This window comes from Streptomyces sp. NPDC014891, from assembly GCF_043081085.1.
In the GTDB taxonomy this organism is placed as follows: Bacteria; Actinomycetota; Actinomycetes; order Streptomycetales; family Streptomycetaceae; genus Streptomyces.
Window position 1 is genome coordinate 457,760 of the sequence record NZ_JBIBWF010000004.1, and the last position, 26,546, is coordinate 484,305.

Genomic DNA, 26,546 nt, shown 5'->3' on the forward strand with positions numbered 1-26,546 from the left:
CCCTTCCCACCACCGGTGTGCGCCGGTGCCGCCGACCACCACGGCAGCGCCGGTCCGCCCCACCGACGACGACCCACAGGTGATCACCCATGCCCTTGAGCACCCCTGCCCCCGCCCAGCTCGACGTCGCCGACGCCCTGCTCGCCCTGCTGCGCGACTCCACGACCGAACCGCGCCCGGACGACCAGCTGGAGGCCCTGACGCTCGCGGTCGCCGCCGACCTGCCCGTACTGCTCTGGGGAGAACCGGGCATCGGCAAGACGGCCGCGCTGACCCGGCTCGCCGAGTCCCTCGACCTTCCGCTCACGACGGTCATCGCCAGCGTCCACGAGCCGTCCGACTTCTCCGGGCTGCCCGTCGTCGGGGACGACCCGGCCGAACAGGGCGTGCCGATGGCCCCGCCGGACTGGGCGGTGCGGCTCGTGAAGGAGGGCCGCGGTCTGCTGTTCCTCGACGAGTTGTCGACAGCTCCGCCGGCCGTGCAGGCGGCCCTGCTCCGGCTCGTCCTGGAGCGGCGGGTCGGCGCGCTCCGGCTGCCGTCCGCGGTGCGCATCGTGGCCGCGGCCAACCCGCGCGCGTCGGCGGCGGACGGCTGGGAGCTGAGCCCTCCGCTGGCGAACCGCTTCGTGCACCTCCAGTGGACCCACGACCATGACGTCGTCGTCCGCGGCCTCGGCGGCACCTGGCCGCGGGCGACGCTGCCCCGGCTCGACCCGGAACTCCTCCCGCGGGCGGTGGACTTCGCCCGGCGCGCCGTGTGCGGGCTGCTCGCCACCCGGCCCACGCTGGTGCACCGGCTGCCCGGCGGGGAGGCCCGGCGGGGCGGCGCCTGGCCGTCCCCGCGCAGCTGGGAGATGAGTCTGTGTCTGCTCGCCTTCGCGACCGCCGCCGGTTCCTCCCGCGAGGTGCTCTCGCTGCTCGTCAGGGGCACGGTCGGGGACGGCCCGGGCCTCGAACTCCTGGCCCACCTGGACCGCATGGAGCTGCCGGACCCCGAGGTGCTGCTGGCCGACCCGGCCGGCGCCGAGCTGCCCGAGCGGGGCGACCTGCGCCAGGCCGCGCTCGACGGCGTGGTGTCCGCGGTCGGCGCGCGCCCGGAGAAGGCCCGCTGGGAGGCCGCGTGGGCGCTGCTCGCCCGGGCCGCGGAGACCGGCGCGCCGGATCTGGTCGTCGTCCCGGCGACCACGCTCGCCTCGCTCCGCCGTGCGGACTGGGACGTCCCGCCCGCCATCGAGCGCCTCGCGGGCGCGGTCTCGCTGTCCCGGCGTGCGGACGAGGCGGCGGCCCTGGTCGGGACCGGCGCACGGCGGGCGGGCCGCCCGGCGTCCTCCGCGGGCGCGCGATGAGCCCGGTCACCGGCGCCGGCCCGGCAGCGCAAGACGGCGCGGCAGCGCAGGCCGGCCCGGCAGCGCGAGACGGCGCGGGAGCCGAGCCGGGCCCCGGCCTCGACCTGGACAAGCTCTTCGCGGCGCGGCTGTACGCCGTCCGAGCCCGGCCCTATCTGGCGACCGCGCTGTTCGCCCTGCGCGTCGTGGAGTCCCGGCGCGTGCCGACCATGGCCGTCGACCGGCACTGGCGGTGCTACGTGTCGCCGGTGTTCGTGCAACGGACGCCCGTGGAGGACCTCGCCGGGGTCTGGGTGCACGAGGTGTCGCACCTCCTGAGGGACCACCACGGGCGCGGCGACCGGGTCGCCCGGGAGCGCGGCCTGACCGGACCGGGCGCCCGGTTGCTGATGAACATCGCGGCGGACTGCGAGATCAACGACGACGTGTTCGGGGACGGGCTCGTCATGCCGGAGGACGCGGTCACCCCGGATGCGCTCGGGCTCCCCTCCGGCGAGTTGATGGAGGACTACCTGCCCCGGATCGGGTTCGGCTCAGGCATGGAGCACCTCGCCTGGCTGGACTGCGGCAGCGGCGCCGACGGGCTGGACCGTGAGTGGGACCTGGGGGCCGACGGCGCGGACGGCCTCAGCGAGCAGCAGCGGGACGCCGTGCGGTTCCGGGTGGCGCAGGCCGTCAAGGGCCGCCCCGGGAACACGCCGAAGGCGTGGAAGCGGTGGGCGGAGGAGGTCTTCCACCCGCCGCAGGCCTGGCGGGACCTGCTGGGGGCGGCGGTCCGCTCGGCGGCGTCCGCGTCCGGGGCGGGCGAGGACTACTCGTACGGGCGGCCGTCGCGGCGCTCGGCGGGCCTGCCGGGCGTGGTGCTGCCCAGCCTTCGGCGGCGACCGCCCCGGGTCTCGGTGATCGTGGACACCTCCGGTTCGGTGAGCGACGCGGAGCTCGGCGGCGCGCTCCTCGAAGTGGCCGCGATCGCCCGGGCCGTGGGCGGGCGCCGCGACCTGGTGACGGTGATGTCCTGCGACGCGGCGGCCCGAACGGTGCATCCGCTGTGCAGCGCCGAGGGCATCCCCCTGGTGGGCGGCGGTGGTACGGATCTGCGGACCGGCTTCTCCCGGGCGCTGCGCACGGTGCCCCGGCCCGACGTCATCGTGGTCCTGACGGACGGCCAGACGCCCTGGCCGGAGGAACGGCCGCCGTGCCGGACGGTGGTGGGGCTGTTCCCGCGCTCCGGGCCGGGCCACGGGGCGTGGATCGAGAACGATCCCGACTACGAGCCGGACACCCCGCCCGACTGGGCGCGGGTGGTGACGATCGGCTAGCCCCCGCCGTACCGCCGGTGTCCCCTGCATCGACTCGACGACGTCCCCGGAGGCGGGCGCCGGCGACCGGCCGGGGGCGGGTCACTCCTCCCGTACCGTCCCGACCGCCGCGACGAACGTCCTGATCAGGGCCGATTCGGCGGCGGCGGGCCAGACCAGGCCGTACTCGAGGGGCGGGGCGTCCCGCAGCGGGACATAGGCGATGCCGGGGCGCGGGTGGTAGCGGGCGCCGCGGGCCGCACCCGGGGTGACGCCCCGGCCCGCCGTCACATGGGAGAGGACCTCCTGCCAGGTGGCCGCGACCGGCCCCCTGGGAATCGGAGCCCCGGACGGGGTGCGCCGGGGGTAGTGGTGGTCGAGCCAGTGGCGCGGATGGGCGCCCTCGGTGGTGATCAGGGGCAGCCCGGCAAGGTCCTCGAGACCGAGGGCGGTCCGTCCGGCCAGCGGATGCGAGGCGGGCAGCAGCAGGACACGGTCGTCGCGGACGGCGACGGGACCGGTGGTCAGCCCGGGCTCGCGCACCGGGAAGGCGGCCAGCTGGATGTCGAGGTCGCCGTCCAGGACGGGCCTGACTCCCCCGTCGAGGGGGACCTCGCGGACGCTGACCTCGCAGCCGGGGCGGTCGCGGCGGAGGGCTTCGGCGGCGGCCGTGAGGAGTTCCGCGTCCCAGGGTGTTCCGAAGCCGGCCCGCAGGCTGCCGTGCGCACCCCGTCCGGCCTCGGTGGCGCGTTCCACGGCGGCGCGGAGCTGCCGGTGGGCGGGCAGGACGTCCTCGTACAGGCGCCGGCCGACCGGGGTGAGGGCGACGCTGCGGCTGGTGCGGGCGAAGAGCGGGGTGCCGAAGCGGCGCTCCAGCTTCTTCACGGTCTGGCTGACACGGCCGGTGGAGACGCCGAGACGCTCGCCGGTGCGTCCGAAGTGGAGCTCCTCGGCGAGCACGAGGAACGTCTCCAGTTCGTACCGTTCGAGCACCGTTCCTCCCCCGCGGCCGCTCGGGTGCGGCCCCTCTGATCGTTGAGTGCGGCTCAACGCCGGTTCCATGATGACAGCTTGTTCCCCCGGTGCCGCGGCGGGGAGCCTGGAGGAGTCCCGCCCCCGGAACGGAAGAGACTCCGTGGACCCTCGCACCACCGACGCCCCCGCATCGACCGCCTCCCCCGCGCCCGCGACGCCGGTCCGGATGAACGTCCTCCTCCTCGCCGTCGCCGGCGCCGTCACCGTCGCCAACATCTACTTCCCCCAGCCGCTCCTCGCGGCGGTGGCGCGGAGCCTCGACGTCTCCGAGCGCACGGCGGGGCTGATCGCCACCGCCGCCCAGGTCGGCTACGCACTGGGCATCCTGCTGCTCGTCCCGCTGGCCGACACCGCGCGGCTCCGGCGTCTGACCTCGGTCCTGCTCGCCCTGACCGCGGCCGCCCTGCTCGGCGCGGCCGCGGCACCCGGCGTGCTCACCCTGGCGCTGGCGACGCTCGCCCTGTCGACGACCACGGTGCTCCCCCAGATCCTCACCCCCGTCGCCGCCGTGCTCGCGGGTCCCGGGCGGCAGGGCCGGGTCGTCGGGCTGGTCGGGCTCGGCCTCACGCTGGGCTCGACCCTCTCCCGTACGGTCTCGGGCGCCGTGACCGACGCGAGCGGCAGCTGGCGGGCGGCGTACCTCGTGGCCGCCGCGGCGACGGCGGCCGTGCTGGTCGTCCTTCCGCGCCACCTGCCCGAGCGGCTGGGGCCGCCCGGTCGGGTCTCCTACGCCGGGCTGCTCGCCGGACTGCCCGGGCTGCTGGCCGCCCACCGCGCGCTGCGCGTCTCGGCCCTGCTCGGGGCCTGCCTCTTCGGCGCCTTCAGCGTCTTCTGGGCGGTGCTCGCCTTCCACCTGGCGGATCCGCCCCTGGGATACGGCCCCGGCGCGGCCGGCCTCTTCGGCGTGCTGACGCTGCCCGCCGCGCTGCTCTCGGCCTCGGCGGGGCCGCTCACGGACCGCTACGGGGCGTCCCGGGTGAGCATCGCGGGCCTGGGGCTGGCGGGGCTCGGGATCGCCGTGGCCGGGCTGGCGCCGTACTCCCCCGTGGGTCTGGTCGCGGGGGCGAACCTGCTGGTGGTGGGGGTCGGCGCGGGGCAGGTGGCCCATCAGGCGAGGATCCTCGGCATCGGTCGCGCGGTGGCCGCCCGGGTCAACACGGTGTTCATGCTGGCCTCCTTCGGAGGCGGGGCGGTCGGTTCGCTCGCCGGGTCGTGGCTGTACGCCGAGCACGGCTGGTCCGTCGCGCTGCTCGGCGGCGGGGCGCTCGTCGCCGTCGGCGGGACCGCGGCGGTGCGCTCGGCGCGACAGCCGGTCCCGAGTTGCGTCCCGGACGCCACACGGGAGGCTGGGGTTATCCGCCCGCGCATCCCGCAGGGAGAGTCATGAAGCTGGACCTCACCGCCCTGGCCGACGAGCACATGGCCGCGGCCCGCATCGCGCCGCACGGGCGCAGCGCGCACCTGATCATGCACGACGGGGTGCTGCGGCAGTCCGTCATCGCCCTGACGGCGGGCACGTCCCTCGACGAGCACAACGCGCCGCCGGCGGCCAGCCTCCAGGTGCTCCGGGGCCGGGTGAACCTGACGATGGCGGGCCGGGCGGAGGAGATGTCGGCCGGCATCCTGCGGATGCTCACGGAACGGCACGGGATCACGGCGCTGGACGACTCGGTGGTGCTGCTGACGGCGGTGAACGACTGACGGCGGCCGCGCCGGGCGATGGTCTCCCGGGGTGGTGACGGCGCGCGGCCTCCTCCCCTCTCAGCCGATCGCGTCGAGGTCCCCGGCGTAGTGGTCGATGGCCCGGCGGTACTGCCGCACGGACGGGTCCTCGCTGGTGGCGGCGACGAGACGGAGCAGCAGGCTGGTGGACTCGTGGTGCCGGCCGGTGTTGTAGAGGGCCATCGCGAGGAAGGTGCGCAGGGAGCCGTCGTCCGGGAACTCCTCGACCGCGCCGGTCAGGAGCGCGACGGCGTCCTCGTAGCGGCCGAGGCAGCGGTAGGTGCTGCCGAGGCCGAGGAGCGCGCCGCGCCGGTCGTCCTCGTCAAGGGCGCCGTCGCCGGTCCCGCCGCCCGCGAGGGCGCGTTCGTAGTGGGGGACCGCCTCCGTCTCCAGCCCGAGGACGTCGTGCGCCCAGGCGGTCTGGTACGCGATCTCCGCGTCCTCCGGGTAGCGGGCGGCGAGGGCGACGAGCCTCTCGCGTGCCTCCTCCCGGTCGCCGCGGCCCCGCATCGCGACCGCCTCGGCCAGCCCGGCGTCCCTGTCCTGCTTCTCGTGCTCGTCGTGGTCGTGTCCCATGCCCGCATCCTTTCAGCTCCCCCGCGAGCGGCTCGGGGCGGTGCGGCCCCGGGCGGGTGCGGGACCGGGACCGGCGTCTCACAGGGCCGGGCGGAGGGCGACCGCGGCGCCGCCCGAGCGGGCTCCGGCGGCGCCGGAGGCGAGGGCGCTGCCGCGGAGCCACTCGGGCCAGCCGAGGTTCCAGTCGCCGAAGCCGTTGTCGAACGGGGTCATCGGTTCGCCGTGGCCGTTGACCACGCGGACGACGTCGCCCTCCCGCACGGTGGCGAACAGCCAGGCGGCGTCCTCGGTGCTCATGCCGGTGCAGCCGTGGCTGACGTTCTCGCTGCCCTGCGCGTCGAGCGACCAGGGCGCGGCGTGCAGGTACTCGCCGCTCCAGGTCACCCTGGTGGCCCAGCGGACCTTGAGGTCGAAGTAGTCCGGGTCGCCGCGGGTGATGCCGATGGAGTCGCCGCGCATCCGGACGAGCGGCTCCTTGCCGAGGACGACCTTGGTGCCGCCCCGGGTGCGGTACCCGGCCCTGCCCGTGGTCACCGGGAGGGTGCGGAGCGGCTCGCCGTCGCGGAAGACGGTCATCCGGAGCGCGGCGACGTCGGTGACGGCCTCGATCCGGCTGCCGGTGGTGAAGGTGACGGGGTGTGACCGGCCGCCGTACAGGCCTCCGGTGATCCTCGCCCCTTCGAGGCCGCTGCGCACCCTGACCGTGGTGCCGGCGGGCCAGTACACGGGCGGACGGTAGTGGAGCGTGTCGGAGTCGACCCAGTGCCAGGCGCCATCGACACGGGGCTCGCTCCTTACCAGGAGCGCGCGTTCCACGACCTGGCGGGCCTCGGGCTCGTCCGCCGGTACGGGATGGCTGAGTTCGGCGGTGACCGGCTGTCCCACCCCGTAGGTGCCGCCGTCGTCGGGGCCGAAGACGACCGTGAGCCGCTCCCCCGCGGGAGCCGGCGCCGTGCGGAAGTCCAGGCGGGCGCGGTGCCGGTCGGAGCCGAGGGCGCCGGCCCGCTCGACGACGAGGCGGGCGGCGTACCGGCCGCCCGCCGGGAGCGGGGCCGTACTGGTCCAGCGGGTGCCGTCGGCGTTCGCTGTTCCCGCGACGCGGCGGCCGCGCCGGTCGGTGACGGTGACGTCGGCGAGGACACCCGGGGTGCGGAGCGCGAGCTCCACCGGTCCGGTGGCCGGCGCTCCGAGCGTGAACGGCTCCCCCGTGAGGACCCGTCCGCCGCGGAGGGCGACGGTGTGGCGGGGTGCGAGGCAGAGGCCGTCGGGGGCGGCGCAGCCGTCGACCGTGACGAGGGCGGTGCGCTCCGGGGTCCCCCGGGCGCCTGCGGCCCGGACGGCCGGGGACTGGGCCGCCGTGCCGACGAGGACGACCCCGAGTGCCAGGGAGAGCGCTCCCCACCCCCGTACGTACCTGCGTGACGACGCGTCCGACACACCCTCCCCTTTCCGGCGGCGACAGGACGTCGGCGAACGGCACCGACATCGGCATCAAAACCGATGAAAGGAGGAAAGGATGATCCACGGCCCGGGCGTGGCGGCGCAGGGGCGGCCGAGACGACTCGAATGGGTCAGCGGCGGTTGCGCGCGGATCAGCGGGGTCGGCGGGACGTGCGGCATGGGTGGGTGGGGGGACGCACGCGGGTCAGCGGGGCGGTTCGGGGAGCTCCTCGCCCGTCTCCAGCAGGGACTTGAGGCTGGAGAGCAGCGCGGGCCACCCTTCGCCGATCATCCCCTTCATCAGGCCGTCGGGGGCCAGGTCCCCATGGGTGACGGTGAGTTTGACCGTGTCGCCCGAGGGCTCGATCAGGAAGGTCACCGTGGACCGGGGCTCCCGGGCGAGCCGCTCGTACACCTCACCGTCCAGGTGGACGGCCTCCGCCCAGGCCGGCGTGAAGGTGTGCCAGGTGTAGGAGAGGAGCCGGCCCGGTTCGGCCGCGAGCACGACCTGCTCCGGGTCGGCGGTACGGCGTCCGGTCTCGTCCCAGACCATGGGCGCGCCGGGGGTCCACTCGCTCTCGAAGGCGACGCCCCAGTACCGGCGGGTGGAGTCCGGGTCCGTGAGCGCCGTCCAGACCTCGTCGGGGGTGGTCCGGATGTAGGTGGTGTAGACGAACGTGTCGCTGTCCATCGCGCTGCCCCTCGGCTCTGCCGTCCCCCGCCTCCAGCCTAGGCAGGCGCCGGACGGACGTGCCAGCCTAGGACGCCCGTCCGACCCGGGAAGCGCCGGTTGAATAGGTGCGGAGGAAACTATTCAACGTGCTGCTAGCGTGTCGGAATGTCGCTCAAGCACGCCGTCCTCGCAGCTCTCCTGGAGGGCGAGGCATCCGGATACGACCTCGCCAAGATCTTCGACGTGTCCGTCGCCAACTTCTGGGCCGCCACCCCCCAGCAGCTCTACCGCGAGCTGGAGAAGCTCGCCGAGGCCGGCCTGATCACGGCGCGCGTGGTCGAGCAGGAACGGCGTCCCAACAAGCGGATGTTCAGTCTGACGGAGCCGGGCCTGCGGGAACTGGCCGCGTACACGTCCGCGCCGCCGCGCCCCAGCGCCGTCCGGGACGAACTGCTGGTCCAGGTGCAGGCGTGCGACGGCGGCGACAGCGCGGCCGTGCGCGGTTTCGTGGCCCAGCGGATGGAGGCGTCCCGGGCGAAGCTGGCCCGCTACGACCGGCTGCGGGAGCGGATGCTGGCCGGGCGGGACGAGGAGACGTACCTCGACGAGGCGGAGCGCGTCGGCCCGTACCTCACGCTGATGCGCGGCCGGTTCTTCGAGGAGGAGAACCTGCGGTGGGGCGAGCGCGCGCTGGCCGTGCTCGACCGGCGCGCGCGGGCCGGCCGCGGCATCACGGGCGTGGCGCCCGCCGTGCCCCGCGCCTGACCGGAACGGCCGGAAGGAGGCGGGGCACCCGCGAAGTTCCGGAAGGGTGACGGCGCGTCCTACCGTGCGGTAACGTCACCGGCCGGTCACCGGAGGCTCCGGTGACGTCGTACGTACGGATCGGGGACGGGCCTCTATGAACGTCGGTGACCTCGTCGAGGACTTCAGCCTTCCGGACGAGACGGGGGCCGACCGCTCCCTGAGCGGCCTGCTGGCCGACGGGCCTGTCGTGCTCTTCTTCTACCCGGCGGCGCTCACCCCCGGTTGCACCGCCGAAGCCTGCCACTTCCGCGACCTCGCCGCCGAGTTCCGCGCGGTCGGCGCGACGCCGGTGGGCATCAGCACGGATCCGGTGGAGCGTCAGCAGGAGTTCGCGGAGCGGCACTCCCTCGGCTATCCGCTGCTCTCGGACCCCGACGGCACCGTGCGCGACCGGTTCGGGGTCAAGCGCGGGTTCTCGCTGGCGCCGACCAAGCGGGTGACGTTCGTGATCGGCCAGGACCGGCGGGTGCGGGAGGTCGTCCGCAGCGAACTGCGCATGAGCGCCCACGCGGACCGCGCGCTCGCCGCCCTGCGCGGCGCCTGAGGGCCGTCCCCGGCCCGGCCCGCACGGCCCTGCCGTGCGGCGCGGGCCCTCCAGCGGACCACACCGCCGGGCCGCGCGCACGCGGAGCGGCCACGACGTGCGGGCACGGCAGGGCTGGGTGAGACTCGCTCCATGCCCGGCTTCCCGGCCGGTGCGGGAACGGAGTGCGCCGGTATGGACGACTACCCTCTCCTCAACGTGTTCTGGACCATGCTGTGGTTCTTCCTCTGGATCATGTGGCTGTTCCTGCTCTTCAAGGTGATCACCGACATCTTCCGGGACCACTCGCTGAACGGCTGGGCCAAGGCCGGCTGGCTGATCTTCTGCATCCTCCTCCCCTACCTCGGCGTGCTGGTCTACGTGATCGCCCGGGGCAGGAGCATGGGGGAACGCGACGTCAAGCAGGCCAAGGACAGCGAGGCCGCCTTCCAGGACTACATCCGCAAGGCCGCGGGCAAGCAGGGCGGCGGCAGCGCCACCGAGGAACTGGCACGGCTGGCGGAGCTCAAGGACAAGGGCGCCATCACGCCCGAGGAGTTCGAGAAGGCGAAGGCCAAGGTCCTGGCCTGAGGGCCGGGGCGGGCACAGGAGGAAGGCGCACGCCGAGGTGCGGAAGCGGACGCGGGCGGCACCGGCCGCCGGGCTCGCCGGCTCCCTGCTGAAGGAAGTCGTGGCGGATCCCGGCCGGCTCCCGGAGTCGCTCGCGTCCTTCGCCCTGCGCCACCTGGGTCCGGGTGCCGGACCCACCGTCGAGCGGCTGCGTGCCGCCCACCCCGAGGCCGACGCGGCCGCTCTGCGCTCCCTGATCGCGGCCCGGGGGCGCCGGGCCGTCACGGCCGAGGGCGCCTTCGTCGGCGGCCCGTTCCTCCTGCTCATCCCGGTGGCCTTCTGCGGCGCGCTCCTCACCCAGGTGCGCACGGTCCTGGAGATCGCCGCCGCGGAGGGCCGGAACTCCGCGGACCCGGAACGCGCCGCCGAACTCCTCGTCCTCCAGGGGGTGTATGAGGACACCGGGACGGCACGGGCCGCACTCGACCGGGCCGGGGCCCGGCCGGGAACCCGAGGGGACCGGGGGCGCCCGGCGGCCTTCCTGGACCTGATCGCCCGCATGGCCCGGCTGCTCGGCCTCGTCACGCCGGACGACGGAACGGGGCGCTGGGTCCGGGTCGGCAGGTGGGCCCTCCTCGGCGCGGTGTTCCTGGTCGGCCTGGTGGCGCCCCTGGTCTGGCTCCCGTACATGGCCTCGGGGTACCACCGGGGCACGACACGCATGACGGACCGCGCCGTCGTCTTCTACGTCGGGTCCGCCGACCCGCGCTCACCCCGGGCCGTACGCCTCGATCCGTACATGGCGCGGGCGGGACTGCGGGCCGTGGGATCCGTCCTGCTCCCGGCGGTCGCCCTCTTCCTGGTGGTCGTCACCGACATCCGCATCGCGGGCGGGCGGTGGCCCGTCGTGGGGATCGTCCTCACCACCAGCTGCCTGCTCTCGGGCGGATGGTGGCTGTGGCGGCACCACCGGCGGCGCTCCCGATCGACGGACGGGACCCGCTCGCGACCCTAATACGCATGCGAGATGCGGGTTTGATACGGTCACGGCGTGAGGCTGACGAAGTTCACCGATCTGGCGCTCCGTGCCGTGATGCGCCTGGCGGTCACCACCCCGGAGGAATCCGTCACCACCCGCGAGGTGGCGGAGTCGATGGACGTGCCCTACGCCCACATGGCGAAGGTGGTCACCCGGCTCCAGCACCTCGGCGTGGTCGAGGCCCGGCGCGGGCGGGGCGGCGGCCTGGTCCTCACGGAGTCCGGGCGCCGCTCCTCGGTGGGCTGGCTCGCCCGCACCCTGGAGGGCGAGGAGGAGGTCGTGGCCTGCGACGGCGACCCCCCGTGCCCCCTGCGGAGCGCCTGCCGGCTGCGGGGAGCGCTGCGGGAGGCACAGGAGGCGTTCTACCGCGTGCTGGACCCGCTGACCGTGGCGGAGCTGGTCGACTCCCCCACCGGCCCCCTGCTCCTCTCCCTCACTCCGCGCCCCACCTCCTGAGGCGTCGGCGCGCGGCGGCGGCGACGCGCGGCCGCTCGCGCACGAGGCGCCCGCGCGCCGGACCCGCGCACGGGCACGAGGCACGCCCCCGTCCGACGCACGCCTTCGCGCGCGGCACAGCCGCGCGCGATCTTAAATACGTAGATCATCTACCAGATTGAGAGTTCCCATGCTGTCCGAGCAGGCCGTCCCGGTCGTCCGCGCCACCCTGCCTGCCGTCGGCGGCGCGCTCGACCGCATCACCGAGCGGTTCTACGACCGTCTGTTCGCGGCTCGTCCGGAGCTCCTGCGCGACCTCTTCAACCGGGGGAACCAGGCCGGCGGCGAGCAGCAGAAGGCACTGGCCGGGGCCATAGCCGCGTTCGCGGGCGCCCTGCTGGAGAGGCCGGACGAGCGCCCCGACGCGATGCTGTCGCGGATCGCCCACAAGCACGCCTCGCTCGGCGTGACGTCCGCGCAGTACAAGACGGTCCACGAGCACCTGTTCGCCGCGATCGCCGAGGTCCTCGGCGAGGCCGTCACACCCGAGGTCGCGCGGGCGTGGGACGAGGTGTACTGGCTGATGGCGAACGCGCTGATCGCCGTGGAGGCGCGGCTCTACCGGCGGACCGGCGTCCCGGAGGGACAGGTATGGCGGTCGATGGAGATCGCCGAGCGCCGGGAGGAGACCCCCGACACCGTCTCCTTCGTCCTCCGGAACCCGGACGGGACGCCCACACCGCCGTTCCGGCCGGGCCAGTACGTGAGCGTCCGGGTGCCCCTGCCCGACGGCGCACGGCAGATCCGTCAGTACAGCCTGTCCGCCGCGCCCGGCCGGTCGCAGTGGCGGATCACCGTCAAGCGGGTCGCCGGAGAACCGGCCGGGGAGGTCTCCTCCCGCCTGCACGACCGGGCCCGCGCCGGTGACGTCCTGACGGTCTCGGCACCGTTCGGCGACCTCGTCCTGCCCGAGGGCGAGAGCCCGCTGCTGCTCGCCTCCGCCGGCATCGGCAGCACCCCGATGCTGTCCATGCTCGACCACCTGGCGTCCACGGGGTCGACCCGGCCGGTCGTCGTCGTCCACGCCGACCGTTCCCCCGCGACGCACGCACACGCCGCCGAACTGCGGCGTCTGGTGGCGGCGCTGCCCGGGGGAGCTCTGCACCTCTGGTACGAGGAGCCGGGCGACTCCGGAGCCCGGCCGGGCCGCGCCGACGTCACGACGCTCGACCTGCCGGCCGGGGTCACGGCCTACCTCTGCGGACCGCTCCCCTTCCTCCGTGCGGTCCGCGGCGATCTGCTCCGCCGCGGCGTCGCGGCCGCCGACGTCCACTACGAGGTCTTCGGTCCCGACCTGTGGCTGGGCCACGAGGGCTGAGGGAGCCGTACCGTCCCGCCGCCCCGCCGGTAGGGGCGGGGGCGGCAGGACGGTCGTCCGCTCCGCGACGCGGGGAGACGCGGTGGAGCGGTCAGCAGCCCGTCGACCAGATGTGGGAGTCGCCCCGGTCGTTGGCCGCGCCGTTGTAGCCGACCTCCTGGCCGGGGGCGAGACAGATGGTCATGCCGCCGCCCTGCCAGGCGCTCTCGTAGACCTTGACGTGGTCCTTGATCCCCGGTCCGGAGATGCCGTGGTTGGCCCAGGAGGAGTCGGTGTCGGAGATCCAGCTCTCCCACCAGCCGTCGTCGCCGCTCCAGTTGGCACGCTGACCGCCGAAGTGGGCGTCCTGCCACACGCAGAACTCTCCGCTGGGACACTCGGCCGCCCCGGCGGAGGTCGCGAGGGCGAGGCCCGCGGTGGCGGTGAACAGGGCCGCCGCGGCGGCGGTGACGAGAAGTCGCTTCACGAGGAAGTGGCGCCTTTCTGGGGTGGGGTGGAGGCGGGCAGTTCGACTGCCCGCCGCAGTGCGCGGTCGCGCAACTGCCGGTAGGTGGTGAGTTCGTCCCGGCGCAGCGCGCGCACCGTCACCAGCTCGACGGCCTCCAGCCGCCCCCGGACCTCGTCTAGTCCGCTCTCGCGCGCGCAGCGGGTGGCGACGGCCGGATCGGGTCGGTCGGGACGGGGGGCGCCCGCCGGTGCCACGCACCGGGTCCACCGGGCGAGCGCCGCCTGATGAGCGGGATCGGCGCGCATCCGCGCCTGGGCCTCGGTGCGGAGGTTGTCGACGACGACCTGCGCTCTGAACCAGCGGCGCTGGTCGCCGTAGAGCCGCCGGCGGGACTCGGCGACGCAGCCGTCCTCGTGGGCGGTGACCGTGGCGCCCGTCGCGAGGGTGACGGAGAGCTCTTGTGGGCCGGCGCCGAACAGCGCCGCCTGGAGTTTTCGCTCCTCGTCCGGGGCCCGGGGGCGGGACGCCAGGGACAGTCCCCGTCCGCTCAGGCAGTCGACCACGAGCCGGTGCTCGGCGGCCTCGAGGAGTGCGTCCTGGGCCGTCACGGCGGCCGGGGCCGCGGGGGCCGAGGAGGAGCCCGGACCCACGGCCGCGCAGCCGGACAGCAGGAGTGCCGCGGCCGCGGTCAGGAGAGCGCTGGGCCTCCGCGGGGCGCTGCTGAACATGGGATCCCCCTTCGATCGTCCCTGGTCGGAGCGCCGACAGGTGATCGGATCGGCGCTCGGGACGATCACTGCCCGAGTGCGGGACCGCCATGCCGTGGCTCACTCGAACGGGTCGAACGCGCCGGGGTGCACGCCGCTCACGCGCTGCGGTCCTGCCCTGCGGACGGGTGACCCACGCCCACGGGGCCGCCGGGCGGGATGCCGGTCGGGTTTCGGCCGGGATGCCGGTCGCGCGTCGGGGTGCGGGCGGGGCTGCGGGCCATGCCGGCCGGATGGGGCCGCGTGGCCCGGGAACGACAGAGCCCCGGTTGGACGGGGGATTCCAACCGGGGCCGTTCTGCCGCGACGCGAAGGGCGGTCACCTCATGGGGGGGACCTTGGGGACCGGGCCCCTTGGGCGTCACATACGTAGCAACGGTCGACCTTTCCCGAATGTTCCGAGCATCCCTTTGTGGGCGGTGTGAGTCACCTCACCCTGTTTCGGGATCTCCTCCGCTCAGTCCTTCTCGGGGCGGTAGACGGCGCCCGGCTCGGCCCTGCCCGGGGCCAGGAGCTCGGGGACGGTCACGAAGGTGTAGCCCCGCCGCTTCAGCTCGTCGATGATGGAGGGGACGGCCGGGACCGTTCCGTCGTAGATGTCGTGGAGCAGGATGATCGCGTCGCCGTGCGCCTGCTCCAGCACCCGCTGCCGTATGAGGGCGGAGTCGGTGGTGGAGTAGTCCTTGGCGGTGACGCTCCACAGGATCTGGGCGAGTCCGAGTTCGCGGCTGACGTCGGACACGGTCCCGTCGGTACGGCCCTGCGGCGGGCGCATGAGGGTCGGCTTCCGGCCGGTGATCTTCTCGACGGCGTCCTGGGTGCGGGACAGCTCCTCGCGTATCTCGGACTCGTCGAGGTCGGTCAGGATCCGGTGGGTCCACGTGTGGTTCGCGACCTCGTGCCCCTCGTCGGCGATGCGCTTGACCACCTTGGGGTAGCGGTCGACGTGCTTGCTGCCCAGCAGGAAGAAGGTCGCGGGGACCTGCTTCTCCTTGAGCACGTCGAGGAGTCGGGGGGTGTCCTTGCCGGGCCCGGCGTCGAAGGTCAGCGCGATGCACTTGGCCTTGGCGCAGTCCACGCGGCGGGCGGCGGCGCCCGCCTTGTCGTCCGATCCCCCCTCCCCCCGTGCGTCCTGCGGGGTGACGGTGTCGACCCCGCAGCCTCCCAGCGTCAGCGTCAACGACGCCGCGGCGATCAGGGCGGTGGCCGTCCCCCTGCGTCGGCCCGGCCTGGATCGGAACATGGTGGAACCTGCTTTCCCCGGTGTTGTCTGCGATACGGCCGGCGACCGCCTGGTCAGGGCGGCTCTCACGGCAGATCGAGAACTCTACACACGGTGTATACCGGGGAGGGCAGGGGGGTCCCCCATACGTTCGAATCTCGGCACGGGCGGTCCTCACCTGCCCGGGACCGTCCAGGAGGGGGTCCGCCCCCTCACGGCCACGCGCACGGGCGCCGGCGCGAGCGGAGCACGCGGACGGACAGGCTGAACGCGGGGGCAGGAGAGCATGAACGGACGGACACGCGGACACGCACGGGCGAGCGACGGGGCGGCACGGCGGACGGGCACACGTGAACCCCGGACGGCGCCCGTCCGCTCCGTCCGGGGAGTCACCGCCTCCGGCTCAGCGGGAGGCCAGCATCAGTCGGGCCTCGGTCTCCTGGTCACCGGAGACGGACTGCTGGGACTGGATGTCGAAGCCGGCGGCGAGCACCTTCTCCACCTCGTGGACGGCGTGGTAGCCGCCGCTCAGCGTGGCCCCGACCGGCGAGGACAGCCGGGTGGGAGACGCATCCTGGTGGCGTCCGCCGGCGGTGTCGAAGGTCGCGGTCCAGACAGTGGGGGACGGCCCCGCGGCCGCCTGGGAACCGGGGGCCGCCATGTCCTCCAGCTCGTAGAAGCCGCCGAGGACGCCGAAGACGGCCTGCGCGTCCTCGCGGCTGCAGCCACTGAGCTGCACGGTCACGTCGGTGTCGATGTGCAGGTCGTACACGTCGCTCATCTCCTCGCGGCCGGCCGGTCTCTCGTGGCGCTCCGCGCTCGTCGGGCCGGCGCTCGTCGTGCCACGTCTCCAGGATCCCTCGCGGGGCGGCTTCCCGCGAGGCCCGGCGTCCTCCGCTCACGTGCGGCCGATGATCCCCTCGACGGTGTCGGCCTCGGCCGCCCGCTTGTCGGGGCGGTGGCGGAGCACGCGGGCGAAGCGCAGCGTGACACCGCCCGGGTAGCGGGTCGAGGCCTGGAGCCCGTCGTAGGCGATCTCCACGACCAGTTCGGGCCGCACGCGCACGGTGAACCCGTCGTCCTCCACGGCGAGTTCGCCGAGCCGTTCGGTCTGCCAGCGGAGCATCGCGTCGGTGAGGCCCTTGAAGGTCTTCCCGAGCATGACGAAGCCGCCGTCGGCCGCGCGCGCACCGAGGTGGAGGTTGGACAGCAGCCCGGTTCTGCGCCCGTGGCCCCGCTCCACGGCCAGCACGACGAGGTCGACGGTGTGGACGGGCTTCACCTTCAGCCAGGTGCGCCCCCTGCGGCCGGCCACGTAGGGCGCGTCGAGTCCCTTGACCAGGACGCCCTCGTGGCCCCTGGCCAGGGTGTCGGTGAAGAACCGCTCGGCCGCCTCCACCTGCGCGGGATCGGCGGGGTCGGTCACGACGAGGCGGCGCACCCGACGGTCCTCGGGCAGCAGTCGCGCGAGGGCCGCGTGCCGTTCCCGGCCCGGCCGGTCGATCAGGCCCTCACCGCCGACCGCCAGCACGTCGAAGAAGACCGGGGTGAGGGGAAGCGTGGCGTGCGCGCCGGCGACGTCGGTACGGGAGCCCACCCGGGAGGCGATGGACTGGAACGCCGCGGGGCGCCCGGTCCCGGGATCGAGCGCGATCACCTCACCGTCCAGGATGAAGTCGTCGGCCGGCACCGCGCGGGCGGTCGCGACCACCTCGGGCAGCCGGTCGGTGATGTCGTCCAGGGAGCGGGTGTGGACCCTGACGTCGTCGCCGCGCCGGTGGACCTGTACGCGGATCCCGTCGAGCTTCTCCTCCACGACGCAGGGTCCGAGGTCGCCGATGGCCTCGGTGACGGAGGAGGCGGTGTGCGCGAGCATCGGCTGCACCGGGTTCCCGACGCGGAGGGTGAAGCGGTCGAGGGCGGCGGCGCCGTCGGCGAGCACCGCCTGGGCGACCGGGGGGAGCGAGCCTTCGAGCATCACGGCGCGCCGCAGCTCGGCCGCGGGCACGCCGGCCGCCTGCGCGACGCCTTCCAGAGCGACGGCGTCGAGGGCTCCCTGGCGCACCTCCCCGGTGAGCAGGCGTAGCAGCAGCTCCTGTTCGGCGTCGGTGGCGGCGGCGAACAGCGCGTGGACGAGTCGGGTGCGCTCCGCCCGGGAACCCGCGCCGGAGACCACAGCGAGGTCCGCCATCGTGCGGTCGACGCGCTCCAGGGTGAGCCCGGGCCGGTCGGCGGGCGGGACGGCGGGCGGGGCGACCTCCTTGAGGACGCTCCAGCCCACCCCGATCCGGCCCTGTGGCAGCCGTCCCGAGAGGTAGGCGATGACGAGGGGGCTCTCCGCGGGCTCCGCCTCCGCGAACAGCTCGGCGAGGAGGCGGATCTTGCGCGAGCGAGCCGACTCGGCGGCGACCTGCCGGGACACCTCGGCGACACGGGCGAGCAGCATGGGCCCATCCTCTCCGGACCGCGCCCGCACCGCACGCCGCGCGGCGCCGTCGGGGCCGGGACCACGCCGGGGCCGCAAGGGCGGCACGCCGTAAGGGCGCCAGGGCCTCAGAGCGTCAGCGCTCCACGCCGTGAGGACGTCAGGGCCAGGACATCGGGCGCTTCCGTCCGCCGACGTGCCTGCCGCCGCCCGCCCTCCTGCGCCGGAGCCGGGCGAGGAGCCCGGCGCGGGCCGCCGTCCGGCTCGACGGTGGTTCGGTCACGGCAGGCCGCCCGGCCGGAACCAGGAGGGGCCCGGGTGGGGTCGACGCCGGCGGCGGCGCGGACCGCGCGGGCGGCACGGGAGGTCCGGGCGGGAGAGAGGGCGCCGCCGTCAGGACCGGCTGTCGGCGCATGCGGCCAGGCACCCAGGGACCCGGCGCCTCCCCACTCTCCCGTGGCGGACCCGCATCGCCCGGGTGGGGCGCCGGCCCCCTGCTGCGCGCCTCGTCGAGCGCGAGGGCGAGGCTCAATCGGTGCCAGAGGATCTCGTCCGGGTCGTCGGCCCGCGCGAGCCGCTCGGCGATGTCGCGCGCCGCCGCCCGCACCGGCGTTCCCGGCGGCTCCGGCGGGCGGAGCCGGTCGAGGTGGGCGCGCTCGTACGGGTCGTCGACGACCTCGGCGACCTGGACGGGGTCGAGCATCGAGGCCATGGCGGCGGCCTGCGCCCACGGGTCGTCCGTGGCGCGGAGGAGTACGCCGAGACGCCGCGCACGCCAGTTCCTCGGCCTCAGGTCCTCGTGGGCGGCGAGCCGTTCGCGGAGTTCCGCCGGCAGTCTCCCGCTGAGCAGCGCCGGGCAGGTGCGGCCGAGCGTGGCGACGTCCTCCGCGAGGTACGTCCAGACCACCGCCCGGTAGCGGTTCAGGGAGAACCGGACGGGGCTCACGTGCCCCGTCCGGGCGAGCCGGGTGAAGCGCTCGGGTGAGATCTCCAGGAGCGCCGCCGCCTCCGCCGTACCGATCGCGTGCACCCGGTCGCGCAGGCCGGCGGGGAAGTCGGGTGCGGTCCTGAGCCGGTCGAGCTCGGCCCGCTCGACCCGCCGGCGGCCGCTCTCCCCCGCCGGCACCGTCCTCACCAGGCCCAGCTGGACCGCGAGCCGGAACTCGTCACGGCCCAGCTCCAGTTCCTGTGCGGCCCGCCCCGGTGTCACCGTCACCGTGCGCGCCCCGCCGTCCACCGCCATGCCGCGGCCCTCCCCCGTACGTCCGTGGTCCTCCGTGTCGCGGGCCGCTTCGACCCGACACCAAGAACGTAACGCAGAGTGACGAGATGCGCACCACCTGTGGACAACCGTCTGTGGACAACCCCGGCCCGCCCTGGAGGCCCGCCTGGAACCCGGCCGTCAGAACAGGCCGCCCTCCGGGTGCCCGGGCTGGCGCGCCGCCACGCCGAGGTGCTCGCCGACCCGGTTGACCAGCAGCGTCATCTCGTAGGCCACCTGACCGACGTCCGCCTCCGCCGCGCTCAGGACGCAGAGGCAGCTGCCCTCGCCCGCCGCGGTCACGAAGAGGAGCGCCTCGTCGAACTCCACCATCGTCTGCCGCGCCCGACCGGCCCTGAAGTGCCGGCCGGAACCCCGGGCCAGGCTGTGCAGGCCCGAGGAGACGGCTGCCAGGTGCTCGGCGTCCTCACGGGCGAGTCCGCTGCTCGCGCCGGTCACCAGGCCGTCGTTCGACAGCACGAGGGCGTGCCGTATGAAACCGACCCGCTGCGTCAGGTCGTCGAGCAGCCAGTCCAGTCCCTTGTCCAACGCCATCAGTGGTCCTCCCCCTGGGTGGTGCGGCCCGGTGACCCGGCTGTCCCGTGGTCCCGTACCGCAGTGGTCCGCCGTATCGCCGCAAGCCTTACGCACTGTCGTGAACAGGGCAAGCACTGCACCACGCCCGCGCGTGCCGACTGCGCCGTGCCCGCGTGTGGCGCAGGATGGGGCCATGACGAGGATGACCGACGATCAGTGGCGGACCTTCGTGTCCGAGGGGACCCGTACCGGCAAGCTGGCGACCGTGCGCGAGGACGGAAGTCCGCACGTGGTGCCGATCTGGTTCCTCCTGGACGGGGACGACCTCGTGTTCAACACGGGCAAGGACACGGTGAAGGGGCGCAACCTCGCGCGCGACGGGCGGGTCGCGCTGTGCGTCGACGACGACACTCCGCCGTTCGCCTTCGTCTCGCTCAGCGGACGAGCCGGACTGAGCGAGGAGCCGGAGGAGTTGCGCCGCTGGGCCGGCCGCATCGGCGCCCGCTACATGGGCGAGGACCGGGCGGACGAGTTCGGGGAGCGCAACGCGGTCCCGGGCGAACTCCTCGTCCGGGTGCGCATCGAGAAGGTCGTCGCCCAGGCCGGCGTGGCCGACTAGGGACCGCGGGGCCGACAAGCCCCCCCCCGCCGTGCGCATCGGGCCACCGTGCCGATTGGACTCCGCCGTGCCCGATCGACCGTGTGGATCGGACTCGCCGTGCGCATCGGGATCCGCGGCGCACGGGGCCGCTCAGCCGACCGTGTCGAGGAGTCGCGCCGTGTGCATGCGTCCGGCGTACTCGACGAGCCGGATCAGCACCTCCTTCCCGGAGTCGCGGTCGCGCGCGTCGCACAGCACGACGGGGGTGCCCCGGTCCAGGTCGAGTGCGCGGGAGACGTCGGCCGCGCCGTAGGTACGCGCGCCCGTGAAGCAGTTGACGGCCACCACGAACGGGATCTTCCGGTGCTCGAAGTAGTCGACGGCCGGGAAGCAGTCCTCCAGCCGCCGGGTATCCGCGAGCACGACGGCCCCGAGGGCGCCCTGCGACAACTCGTCCCAGAGGAACCAGAAGCGGTCCTGGCCGGGGGTCCCGAAGAGGTACAGGGAGAGCCCGGAGCGGATGGTGATGCGGCCGAAGTCCATCGCGACGGTCGTGGTGGTCTTCTGGTCGACTCCCCCGGTGTCGTCGACCGCCTCCCCGGCCCGGCTGAGCTGTTCCTCGGTACGGAGCGGCCGGATCTCGCTGACCGCGCCCACGAGCGTGGTCTTGCCCACGCCGAATCCGCCGGCGACCAGGATCTTCAGGGCGAGGGCGGTGCTGTCCGATCCGCCGTCCCCGCCGTCGTCCGCGCCGGTGCTCTCAGAGCGCTCGTAGACCATCGATTACTTCCCTCAGGATTCTCTCGTCCGGGAGCTGTGCGGGCGGTACGGGTCGGCTGACCCGTACGAAGCCCGATTCGAGCAGGTCGCCCAGGAGGACCCGGACGACGCCGACGGGGAGGTCGGCGTCGGCGGAGAGCTCGGCGACGGACTGGGTCTCGGCCCGGCACAGCGCGAGCAGGGACCGGTGCTCGGGACCGAGGAGGGACTCCTCGGCCGGTCCTGGCGGATCGTCGTCCACGACGACGAGGGCGATGAGGTCGAACCGTACGTTGCTGGGCCCGGGCCTGGTGCGGCCGCCGGTCATCGCGTACGGGCGCACGAGCGGTCCGGCGTCGGCGTCGTACCACTGACTGCCCGGCACGGACGGGCCGCCGCCGGTGCTCTCCTCGTTCATGGGCCTTCTCCGGGTCAGCCGGCGGCCGGCGGGGTCACCGTGAGCCGCGGCGGGGTGTGCAGGTGCTCGCCGACGCGTTTGACGAGGCGGGCCATCTCGTAGGCGATGAGGCCGATGTCGGCGCTCACCGCGCTGAGGACGGCGAGGCAGGACCCGTCCCCCGCGGCGGCGACGAAGAGGAAGCCGTCGTCCATCTCGACCATGGTCTGGCGGACGCCGCCGGTCCCGAACTGCCGCCCCGCTCCCTTCGCGAGGCTGTTGAAGCCGGAGGCGATGGCAGCCAGGTGCTCCGCGTCCTCGCGGCTGAGGCCGTTGGAGGCTCCGACGGCGAGTCCGTCGTTGGAGAGCACCACGGTGTGGCGGACCTCCCGGACCCGCATGACGAGGTCGTCGAGGAGCCAGTCGAGCTCGCCGGACCGATGGTGGGAGATCCTCTCGTGGTCGATCATGGCTGGTCTCCTTCGGGGCGGGGGTCGTCGAGGGGGGTGATGCCGTGACCGGGTTCGTGGCCCGTGCCGGGGCCGAGGGGGCGCCTGCTGCCCGGGGCCGCGCCGCCGCCCCGCCGCCAGCCGTCGCGGTAGGCGGCCATCCGGTCCCGGACCACCTCGGGGGTGCGGGTCGCCGGGCCCGGATCGGCCGGCACGGACAGCGGCTCCGGGGCGGGTGCCTCGCGCAGCTGCGGAACCAGGCTGGCCTGGCGCACCCGGCGGGGCAGTTCGCCCTCGGCCCCGTCGTCATGTCCGGCGTGCCGGGGCCCGGGGCCGGTTCCTCCCGCGGGCGTGCCGGGCTGCCGCTCCCGTGCCGGCGGCGGTACGGAGGGGCCTCGGCGGCGGAGTTCGGTGACCCCGGCGGGTGGCGGCCCCTGTTCCGGCGGCGGTGCGAGGGCGGGCACGACGGTCGGGCGCGGCAGGGGCTGCGGGCGCGGGGACGCGGGCGCCTGGGGCGGGACCGGCGGCCGGGAGCCGCTCGCCGCTCCGGGCGGTGTGCCGGGGCGCGGACCGCCCGTCGGCTGCGGGGCGGTCCTACGGGGTGCGGGGACGGGTCCGGTGGGAGCGCCGGCTTCGGCGGTGGGCGGGCCGGACTCCGCGGGCGGGCGGGCGACCTGGGGGCGGCCGAAGCGGCGGGCCTCGGCGCGCTGCGCCTCTTCGCGTTCGCGTGCGGCGCGTGCCGCGTCCGTACGCGGGTCGGTGCCGGGGCGGCCGGGACGGAAGCCGCCGTCGAGCCGGTCGCCCGCGGTCTGTTCGTCGCCGCTCTGCCGGTGGTCCGGGCCGGGCTCTTCCCGGCCGGCGACGGGCGTGCGGGGATCGCGCGCCCTCGGGGTTCCGGCGGGCGGCGTGTCGGCATCGTGACCGGGCGGGCCCGCGGGCCCGCCCGGCGGCAGGGCGCCCTGGAGGAGGTCGGTCGGGAGCAGTACGACGGCCGTGGTACCTCCGTACGGGGAGGTGCGCAGCTGGACCTTGACGTCGTGGCGGGAGGAGAGCCTGCTGACGACGAAGAGGCCGAGCCGGTCGCTGTCGAAGAGGTCGAGGGCCTCGGACTGGGCGATGCGGGCGTTGGCCTCGGCGAGGGTCTCCTTGCCCATGCCGAGCCCGCGGTCCTCGATCTCCAGGGCGTACCCGTTGCCGACGGGCTCGCCGCTGACCCTGACCTTGGTGTGGGGCGGGGAGAACTGGGCGGCGTTCTCGATGAGTTCCGCGAGGAGGTGGGTGAGGTCGGCGACGGCGCCGCCGACGACGGCCGTCTCGGGGAGCCGGCGCACCTCCACGCGCGCGTAGTCCTCGATCTCGGAGACGGCGGCGCGGACGACGTTGGTGAGCGGGACGGGCATCCGCCAGGCGCGGCCGGGGGCGGCGCCGGAGAGGATGATGAGGCTCTCGGCGTGGCGCCGCATGCGGGTGGTGAGGTGGTCGAGCCGGAACAGGTCGCCGAGTTCGTTGGGGTCGTCGGCGCGCCGCTCCATGCTGTCCAGCAGGTTGAGCTGGCGGTGGACGAGGACCTGGCTGCGCCGGGCGAGGTTGACGAAGACGCCGGAGATGCCGCTGGCGAGTTCGGCGCGCTCGACGGCCGCGGAGAGGGCGGCTCGGTGGACGGTGGTGAGGGCCTCGCCGACCTGGCCGATCTCGTCCTGGGAGAGGGTGCCGGGCGGGGCCTCGGCCTGGACGTCGATGTCCTCGCCCGCGCGCAGCCGTCGCATGGCGGAGGGGAGTTTGCCGTGGGCGATGCCGAGTGCCGTGTTGCGGAGGCTGACGAGTTCGACGACCAGGCCGCGGCCGATGCGGACGGAGATGACGAGGGAGGCGGCGACGGCCGCGAGGCCGAGGACCACCGCCGCGCCGCCCGCGGTGAGGACTCCGCCGGCGACGGGGTCGGCCCGGTCGGCCGCGGCGGTGCGGGCGTCGGTCTCGATCGCGGTGAGTCCGGCGCGTACGGCGGCGAGGGTGTCGTCCCAGTCGGCGCTGGGGACGGCCTGCGCCGCGGGGCGGCCGGGGCTCGCGGCGCGGATCAGGTCCTCGGCCCGGGTGAGGCGGGTGTGGTCGCCGCCGGCGGCGAGCCGGTCCCAGGCGGCGCGGTCGGCGGCGGGCAGGTCGGCGGTGGCGGAGGCCGTGAGGGTGCGGCGGGTCTCCACGGCGCCGGAGAAGGCGCGGAGTCCCCCGTCGGTGAACCGGCCGGTGAGGTGGGCGACGGTGAGGAGGGCGTCCTCGCGGGCCAGCATCTCGCCGGCCCGGCCGAATTCCAGGAGCACGCGCGCGTCGGAGCCCTGCCGGGTGTCCTGGATGCCGGTGAGGGCACCGCCGACGGCGAAGGCGGCGGAGACCGCCGCGGTGTACTCCTCGTACACCTGGTCGCCGTCGGCGCGGCCGTCGACGGCGGCGGTGCGGAGCCGGGCGAGGCCGGCGACCTTGCCGACGAACGCGCTGACCCGCTGTCCGACTCCGGCGGGGAGGTCTCCCGTGTCGCCGACGGTGTGGGTGTCGTCCAGCCGGAGGCGGTCGACGGCCTCGTCCGTGCGGCGGATGCGGTCCTTGAGCTCGGCCGACCGGGTGGCGCCGGGCGCGGCGACCTGCCGTACGGCGGCCCGCCGTTCGTCCTGGAGGGCGGCGAGGGCCTCCGTCACGGGCAGCCGGATCTCGGCGTCGACGCGCTGGAGCTGGCGGAGGCGGGCGACGTCCTGGGCGGTGGTGACGGTGGCGAAGCCCCACAGGGCGAGGAGCGACACGACGGGGACCATCAGCAGCGAGACGATCTTGGCGCGGACGGTGCGGGGCCGCAGGCCGCGCCGCGGGCGGTCGGGGGTTCGGGGGCCGTGCGCCGCGGCGGGGGAGGGACCGCCGGTGGTACGGCCGGTGGTGAGGAGGGCGCGCGCCCCCGGGGCGGGGCCCGCCGCGTGTCCCGCGCCGGCGGTGCGCACGGCGGTGTCAGGGGCGGGTCCGCCCTGCTCGTCGGCGGGCGGGCCGGCGTGTGCGCGCCGCCCGCGCGCGGCCGCCGACGGCGGCGTCGGCGCCTCTGCGTCGTTGGTCCTGCGGGGAGTTCGCATGGCCTCCTCGTTCCGGCTGCGACGGTCTCTGGTGCGCGGCGCGCGGGGTCGGGTTCAGCTCGTGGGCGTGCGGAGGGGCGGCGCGGGGTGGAAGCCGGGGGGTGCGACGTCCACCGCGCGCTCGTCGGTGAGGCGGCCCGCCGAGGCGTAGGCCGCCCGCTCCCCGGCCGTCGGCGAGAGGGCGACGAACGCGGAGGTGATGAAGAGGTAGGAGCCGAGGCCGACGGCGAGCGGGAAGATGAACTGCATGACGGTGGCGCCGGAAAGGGGCGCGGCGGAGGGGGCCACGTCCACCCGCACGGCGAGCATGCCGGTGTAGTGCATGCTGCTGACGGCCGCGCCCATGACGAGCGAGGCGACGGCGACGGCCGCGGGCGCGTGGATGTGGAGGGCCGCCCACAGGGCGGCGGTGGCGGCGACGACGGCGATGACCACGGAGAGTCCGACGAGCAGCGGGTCGAAGCGGACCTCGCCGTGGAGCCGGAGGGCGGCCATCCCCAGATAGTGCATGCTCGCCACGCCGACCCCGGTGGTGAGTCCGCCGATCAGGAGGGAGCGGACCCGGTCCCGTCCGTAGCCGACGACGAACACGCCGACGCCGACGACGGCCATCGCGACGACCAGGCTGAGGATGGTGAGCGGGACGTCGTAGCGGATGTCGGTGCCGGTCACGCCGAAGCCGAGCATCGCCACGAAGTGCATCGTCCAGATGCCGGTGCCGATCGCCGAGGCGGCCGTGAGCAGCCAGTTGCGGCGGGAGCGGCCGGTCGCGTCGAGCGCGCGGACCGTGCAGCGCAGCCCGAGGGCGGCGCCGACGCAGGCCATCGCGTACGACAGTGCAGGTGTCAGCCAGCCGAAGGTGGCGTGGTCCAGGTGTCCCATGGCTCCGGGACGCTAGTGCGCATCAGGGGGCGCATCTGGGGCGCATTTCGAAAGCTGATGGAATATGACAGGGAGCTGATCCCGAACGATCGCACCGCGCTCGAACGTGTACGCAGCGAGTGCGCACAACATGTTCACATGAGGCGGTCACTCCTCCGGGTGCGGAATCATGGGCTCATGACCGACGACCCCACACACGTCCGAGAGTTCTTCGGCGCCCGCGCCGCCGACTGGGACAGCCGCTTCCCCGACGACGGCCCCGCCTACGCGGCCGCGGTGGAGGAGCTCGGCCTGCGCCCGGGTGACGCCGTACTCGACGCGGGCTGCGGCACCGGGCGCGCCCTCACCCCGCTCCGCGCCGCCGTCGGTCCGTCCGGCACCGTGCTGGGCGCCGACCTCACGCCCGAGATGCTCGAACGGGCGGTCGCCGCGGGGCGGGGCGGCACGGAGGGCACGGCGGCGCTCCTGCTCACCGACGTCGGACGGCTGCCGGTCCGCGACGGCGTCCTCGACGCGGTCTTCGGGGCGGGGCTCGTCTCCCACCTCGCGGACCCCGTCGCCGATCTGCGCGAACTCGCGCGCGCCGTACGGCCCGGGGGCCGGCTCGCGCTCTTCCATCCGATCGGTCGGGCCGCCCTCGCGGCCCGCCACGGCCGCACGATCACCCCGGACGACCTGCGTGCGGAGCCCCGCCTCCGCACCGTACTCAGCGAGGCGGGCTGGCGGCTCGTGCGGTACGTCGACGAGGACGCGCGCTACCTGGCCCTGGCCGTCCGGGAGTCCTGAGGACCCGGCCGATCGCGCCACCACCCGTGCGCCCGAACGCCGATGCGACCCCGCGGGGCTCTT

At 74.9% G+C, this 26,546-nt stretch carries 28 protein-coding genes; 12 read left to right on the forward strand and 16 right to left on the reverse strand.

Features of this window, described 5'->3' with window-relative positions:
* Positions 1 to 89 precede the first annotated feature (89 nt).
* Both ACF09E_RS14025 and ACF09E_RS14030 read left to right on the forward strand, forming a co-directional pair.
* On the forward strand, positions 90 to 1,346 hold the full coding sequence (locus tag ACF09E_RS14025) for an AAA family ATPase (RefSeq protein WP_392205409.1): 1,257 nt from the start codon (positions 90 to 92) through the stop codon (positions 1,344 to 1,346).
* Complete coding sequence (locus ACF09E_RS14030; protein ID WP_392205410.1) at positions 1,343 to 2,665, forward strand: VWA-like domain-containing protein; 1,323 nt, start codon at positions 1,343 to 1,345, stop codon at positions 2,663 to 2,665. Before ACF09E_RS14025 ends, ACF09E_RS14030 begins: the two co-directional genes overlap by 4 nt.
* Positions 2,666 to 2,746: 81 nt before the next feature.
* Here the strand turns inward: ACF09E_RS14030 and ACF09E_RS14035 are convergent, their stop codons facing one another.
* Complete coding sequence (locus ACF09E_RS14035; RefSeq protein ID WP_392205411.1) at positions 2,747 to 3,637, reverse strand: LysR substrate-binding domain-containing protein; 891 nt, start codon at positions 3,635 to 3,637, stop codon at positions 2,747 to 2,749.
* Positions 3,638 to 3,779: 142 nt separating this feature from the next.
* Here ACF09E_RS14035 and ACF09E_RS14040 point away from each other — a divergent pair, with 142 nt between their 5' ends.
* Both ACF09E_RS14040 and ACF09E_RS14045 read left to right on the forward strand, forming a co-directional pair.
* The gene (locus ACF09E_RS14040; protein WP_392205412.1) at positions 3,780 to 5,066 is read left to right on the forward strand and encodes an MFS transporter; all 1,287 of its coding nucleotides are present in this window, start codon (positions 3,780 to 3,782) and stop codon (positions 5,064 to 5,066) included.
* Complete coding sequence (locus ACF09E_RS14045; protein ID WP_392205413.1) at positions 5,063 to 5,380, forward strand: cupin; 318 nt, start codon at positions 5,063 to 5,065, stop codon at positions 5,378 to 5,380. Before ACF09E_RS14040 ends, ACF09E_RS14045 begins: the two co-directional genes overlap by 4 nt.
* Positions 5,381 to 5,440: 60 nt before the next feature.
* On the opposite strand, the gene ACF09E_RS14050 is transcribed toward ACF09E_RS14045, so the two are convergent.
* From ACF09E_RS14050 to ACF09E_RS14060, 3 genes are all read right to left on the reverse strand, one after another.
* Positions 5,441 to 5,977, reverse strand: a complete 537-nt coding sequence (locus ACF09E_RS14050; RefSeq protein ID WP_392205414.1) for a tetratricopeptide repeat protein — start codon at positions 5,975 to 5,977, stop codon at positions 5,441 to 5,443.
* Between the two features lie 78 nt (positions 5,978 to 6,055).
* Positions 6,056 to 7,414: an Ig-like domain-containing protein gene (locus tag ACF09E_RS14055; protein WP_392205415.1), complete on the reverse strand. Its 1,359-nt coding sequence runs from the start codon at positions 7,412 to 7,414 to the stop codon at positions 6,056 to 6,058.
* 208 nt (positions 7,415 to 7,622) lie between these two features.
* A complete protein-coding gene (locus ACF09E_RS14060) occupies positions 7,623 to 8,108 on the reverse strand; it encodes an SRPBCC family protein (protein WP_392205416.1) in 486 nt (161 codons plus the stop codon).
* A gap of 147 nt (positions 8,109 to 8,255) precedes the next feature.
* On the opposite strand from ACF09E_RS14060, the gene ACF09E_RS14065 reads away from it, so the two are divergent.
* The 6 genes from ACF09E_RS14065 (at position 8,256) to ACF09E_RS14090 (ending at position 12,842) form a co-directional block, all read left to right on the forward strand.
* Positions 8,256 to 8,855, forward strand: coding sequence for a PadR family transcriptional regulator (locus tag ACF09E_RS14065; RefSeq protein WP_392205417.1), 600 nt, complete (start codon positions 8,256 to 8,258; stop codon positions 8,853 to 8,855).
* A gap of 136 nt (positions 8,856 to 8,991) precedes the next feature.
* Positions 8,992 to 9,441 (forward strand): peroxiredoxin, encoded by a 450-nt coding sequence (locus ACF09E_RS14070; protein WP_392205418.1) that lies wholly within the window; start codon positions 8,992 to 8,994, stop codon positions 9,439 to 9,441.
* 174 nt (positions 9,442 to 9,615) lie between these two features.
* A complete protein-coding gene (locus tag ACF09E_RS14075; protein WP_392205419.1) occupies positions 9,616 to 10,011 on the forward strand; it encodes an SHOCT domain-containing protein in 396 nt (131 codons plus the stop codon).
* A gap of 37 nt (positions 10,012 to 10,048) precedes the next feature.
* On the forward strand, positions 10,049 to 11,005 hold the full coding sequence (locus ACF09E_RS14080; protein ID WP_392205420.1) for a hypothetical protein: 957 nt from the start codon (positions 10,049 to 10,051) through the stop codon (positions 11,003 to 11,005).
* 36 nt (positions 11,006 to 11,041) lie between these two features.
* Entirely contained in the window at positions 11,042 to 11,485 is a 444-nt protein-coding gene (locus ACF09E_RS14085; protein ID WP_392205421.1) for an RrF2 family transcriptional regulator, read from the forward strand.
* A gap of 169 nt (positions 11,486 to 11,654) precedes the next feature.
* Positions 11,655 to 12,842: a globin domain-containing protein gene (locus tag ACF09E_RS14090; protein WP_392205422.1), complete on the forward strand. Its 1,188-nt coding sequence runs from the start codon at positions 11,655 to 11,657 to the stop codon at positions 12,840 to 12,842.
* A 91-nt stretch (positions 12,843 to 12,933) separates the two neighbouring features.
* On the opposite strand, the gene ACF09E_RS14095 is transcribed toward ACF09E_RS14090, so the two are convergent.
* The 7 genes from ACF09E_RS14095 to ACF09E_RS14125 all read right to left on the reverse strand — a co-directional run bounded on the left by ACF09E_RS14095 (position 12,934) and on the right by ACF09E_RS14125 (position 19,520).
* A complete protein-coding gene (locus tag ACF09E_RS14095) occupies positions 12,934 to 13,308 on the reverse strand; it encodes a peptidase inhibitor family I36 protein (RefSeq protein WP_361858041.1) in 375 nt (124 codons plus the stop codon).
* Positions 13,305 to 14,018 carry a hypothetical protein gene (locus ACF09E_RS14100; RefSeq protein ID WP_392205423.1) on the reverse strand — a complete coding sequence of 238 codons (714 nt, stop codon included), beginning with the start codon at positions 14,016 to 14,018 and terminating at the stop codon, positions 13,305 to 13,307. Before ACF09E_RS14100 ends, ACF09E_RS14095 begins: the two co-directional genes overlap by 4 nt.
* A 496-nt stretch (positions 14,019 to 14,514) precedes the next feature.
* Positions 14,515 to 15,300, reverse strand: coding sequence for a polysaccharide deacetylase family protein (locus ACF09E_RS14105; RefSeq protein ID WP_392205424.1), 786 nt, complete (start codon positions 15,298 to 15,300; stop codon positions 14,515 to 14,517).
* Positions 15,301 to 15,682: 382 nt separating this feature from the next.
* A complete protein-coding gene (locus ACF09E_RS14110; RefSeq protein WP_392205425.1) occupies positions 15,683 to 16,060 on the reverse strand; it encodes a hypothetical protein in 378 nt (125 codons plus the stop codon).
* Between the two features lie 117 nt (positions 16,061 to 16,177).
* Entirely contained in the window at positions 16,178 to 17,725 is a 1,548-nt protein-coding gene (locus ACF09E_RS14115) for an ATP-dependent DNA ligase (RefSeq protein ID WP_392205426.1), read from the reverse strand.
* A 139-nt stretch (positions 17,726 to 17,864) separates the two neighbouring features.
* On the reverse strand, positions 17,865 to 18,947 hold the full coding sequence (locus tag ACF09E_RS14120) for a DUF6397 family protein (RefSeq protein ID WP_392205427.1): 1,083 nt from the start codon (positions 18,945 to 18,947) through the stop codon (positions 17,865 to 17,867).
* A 159-nt stretch (positions 18,948 to 19,106) separates the two neighbouring features.
* On the reverse strand, positions 19,107 to 19,520 hold the full coding sequence (locus tag ACF09E_RS14125; protein ID WP_361858057.1) for a roadblock/LC7 domain-containing protein: 414 nt from the start codon (positions 19,518 to 19,520) through the stop codon (positions 19,107 to 19,109).
* Between the two features lie 175 nt (positions 19,521 to 19,695).
* On the opposite strand from ACF09E_RS14125, the gene ACF09E_RS14130 reads away from it, so the two are divergent.
* Positions 19,696 to 20,121: a PPOX class F420-dependent oxidoreductase gene (locus ACF09E_RS14130; protein ID WP_392205428.1), complete on the forward strand. Its 426-nt coding sequence runs from the start codon at positions 19,696 to 19,698 to the stop codon at positions 20,119 to 20,121.
* A gap of 132 nt (positions 20,122 to 20,253) precedes the next feature.
* On the opposite strand, the gene ACF09E_RS14135 is transcribed toward ACF09E_RS14130, so the two are convergent.
* Genes ACF09E_RS14135 through ACF09E_RS14155 form a run of 5 tightly spaced genes read right to left on the reverse strand, consistent with a single transcriptional unit; the run spans position 20,254 to position 25,697 of the window.
* The gene (locus tag ACF09E_RS14135; protein WP_392205429.1) at positions 20,254 to 20,883 is read right to left on the reverse strand and encodes an ATP/GTP-binding protein; all 630 of its coding nucleotides are present in this window, start codon (positions 20,881 to 20,883) and stop codon (positions 20,254 to 20,256) included.
* Positions 20,864 to 21,280 (reverse strand): DUF742 domain-containing protein, encoded by a 417-nt coding sequence (locus tag ACF09E_RS14140; RefSeq protein ID WP_361858066.1) that lies wholly within the window; start codon positions 21,278 to 21,280, stop codon positions 20,864 to 20,866. Before ACF09E_RS14140 ends, ACF09E_RS14135 begins: the two co-directional genes overlap by 20 nt.
* A 14-nt stretch (positions 21,281 to 21,294) precedes the next feature.
* Positions 21,295 to 21,729: a roadblock/LC7 domain-containing protein gene (locus ACF09E_RS14145; RefSeq protein ID WP_361858069.1), complete on the reverse strand. Its 435-nt coding sequence runs from the start codon at positions 21,727 to 21,729 to the stop codon at positions 21,295 to 21,297.
* Complete coding sequence (locus ACF09E_RS14150; RefSeq protein WP_392205430.1) at positions 21,726 to 24,815, reverse strand: nitrate- and nitrite sensing domain-containing protein; 3,090 nt, start codon at positions 24,813 to 24,815, stop codon at positions 21,726 to 21,728. Before ACF09E_RS14150 ends, ACF09E_RS14145 begins: the two co-directional genes overlap by 4 nt.
* A 54-nt stretch (positions 24,816 to 24,869) precedes the next feature.
* Positions 24,870 to 25,697 carry an MHYT domain-containing protein gene (locus tag ACF09E_RS14155; protein WP_392205431.1) on the reverse strand — a complete coding sequence of 276 codons (828 nt, stop codon included), beginning with the start codon at positions 25,695 to 25,697 and terminating at the stop codon, positions 24,870 to 24,872.
* Positions 25,698 to 25,874: 177 nt separating this feature from the next.
* Between ACF09E_RS14155 and ACF09E_RS14160 the strand changes: the two genes are divergently transcribed.
* Positions 25,875 to 26,483 carry a class I SAM-dependent methyltransferase gene (locus tag ACF09E_RS14160; RefSeq protein WP_392205432.1) on the forward strand — a complete coding sequence of 203 codons (609 nt, stop codon included), beginning with the start codon at positions 25,875 to 25,877 and terminating at the stop codon, positions 26,481 to 26,483.
* The last annotated feature ends 63 nt before the right edge of the window (positions 26,484 to 26,546 follow it).

Bases quoted from the DNA above. Each gene is read 5' to 3' on its own strand.
- ACF09E_RS14025 (WP_392205409.1), top strand. From the start codon at position 90: ATGCCCTTGAGCACCCCTGCCCCCGCCCAGCTCGACGTCGCCGACGCC.
- ACF09E_RS14030 (WP_392205410.1), top strand. From the start codon at position 1,343: ATGAGCCCGGTCACCGGCGCCGGCCCGGCAGCGCAAGACGGCGCGGCA.
- ACF09E_RS14045 (WP_392205413.1), top strand. From the start codon at position 5,063: ATGAAGCTGGACCTCACCGCCCTGGCCGACGAGCACATGGCCGCGGCC.
- ACF09E_RS14050 (WP_392205414.1), bottom strand. From the start codon at position 5,977: ATGGGACACGACCACGACGAGCACGAGAAGCAGGACAGGGACGCCGGG.
- ACF09E_RS14060 (WP_392205416.1), bottom strand. From the start codon at position 8,108: ATGGACAGCGACACGTTCGTCTACACCACCTACATCCGGACCACCCCC.
- ACF09E_RS14065 (WP_392205417.1), top strand. From the start codon at position 8,256: ATGTCGCTCAAGCACGCCGTCCTCGCAGCTCTCCTGGAGGGCGAGGCA.
- ACF09E_RS14070 (WP_392205418.1), top strand. From the start codon at position 8,992: ATGAACGTCGGTGACCTCGTCGAGGACTTCAGCCTTCCGGACGAGACG.
- ACF09E_RS14075 (WP_392205419.1), top strand. From the start codon at position 9,616: ATGGACGACTACCCTCTCCTCAACGTGTTCTGGACCATGCTGTGGTTC.
- ACF09E_RS14090 (WP_392205422.1), top strand. From the start codon at position 11,655: ATGCTGTCCGAGCAGGCCGTCCCGGTCGTCCGCGCCACCCTGCCTGCC.
- ACF09E_RS14100 (WP_392205423.1), bottom strand. From the start codon at position 14,018: ATGTTCAGCAGCGCCCCGCGGAGGCCCAGCGCTCTCCTGACCGCGGCC.
- ACF09E_RS14105 (WP_392205424.1), bottom strand. From the start codon at position 15,300: ATGTTCCGATCCAGGCCGGGCCGACGCAGGGGGACGGCCACCGCCCTG.
- ACF09E_RS14110 (WP_392205425.1), bottom strand. From the start codon at position 16,060: ATGAGCGACGTGTACGACCTGCACATCGACACCGACGTGACCGTGCAG.
- ACF09E_RS14115 (WP_392205426.1), bottom strand. From the start codon at position 17,725: ATGCTGCTCGCCCGTGTCGCCGAGGTGTCCCGGCAGGTCGCCGCCGAG.
- ACF09E_RS14120 (WP_392205427.1), bottom strand. From the start codon at position 18,947: ATGGCGGTGGACGGCGGGGCGCGCACGGTGACGGTGACACCGGGGCGG.
- ACF09E_RS14125 (WP_361858057.1), bottom strand. From the start codon at position 19,520: ATGGCGTTGGACAAGGGACTGGACTGGCTGCTCGACGACCTGACGCAG.
- ACF09E_RS14130 (WP_392205428.1), top strand. From the start codon at position 19,696: ATGACGAGGATGACCGACGATCAGTGGCGGACCTTCGTGTCCGAGGGG.
- ACF09E_RS14135 (WP_392205429.1), bottom strand. From the start codon at position 20,883: ATGGTCTACGAGCGCTCTGAGAGCACCGGCGCGGACGACGGCGGGGAC.
- ACF09E_RS14140 (WP_361858066.1), bottom strand. From the start codon at position 21,280: ATGAACGAGGAGAGCACCGGCGGCGGCCCGTCCGTGCCGGGCAGTCAG.
- ACF09E_RS14145 (WP_361858069.1), bottom strand. From the start codon at position 21,729: ATGATCGACCACGAGAGGATCTCCCACCATCGGTCCGGCGAGCTCGAC.
- ACF09E_RS14150 (WP_392205430.1), bottom strand. From the start codon at position 24,815: ATGCGAACTCCCCGCAGGACCAACGACGCAGAGGCGCCGACGCCGCCG.
- ACF09E_RS14155 (WP_392205431.1), bottom strand. From the start codon at position 25,697: ATGGGACACCTGGACCACGCCACCTTCGGCTGGCTGACACCTGCACTG.
- ACF09E_RS14160 (WP_392205432.1), top strand. From the start codon at position 25,875: ATGACCGACGACCCCACACACGTCCGAGAGTTCTTCGGCGCCCGCGCC.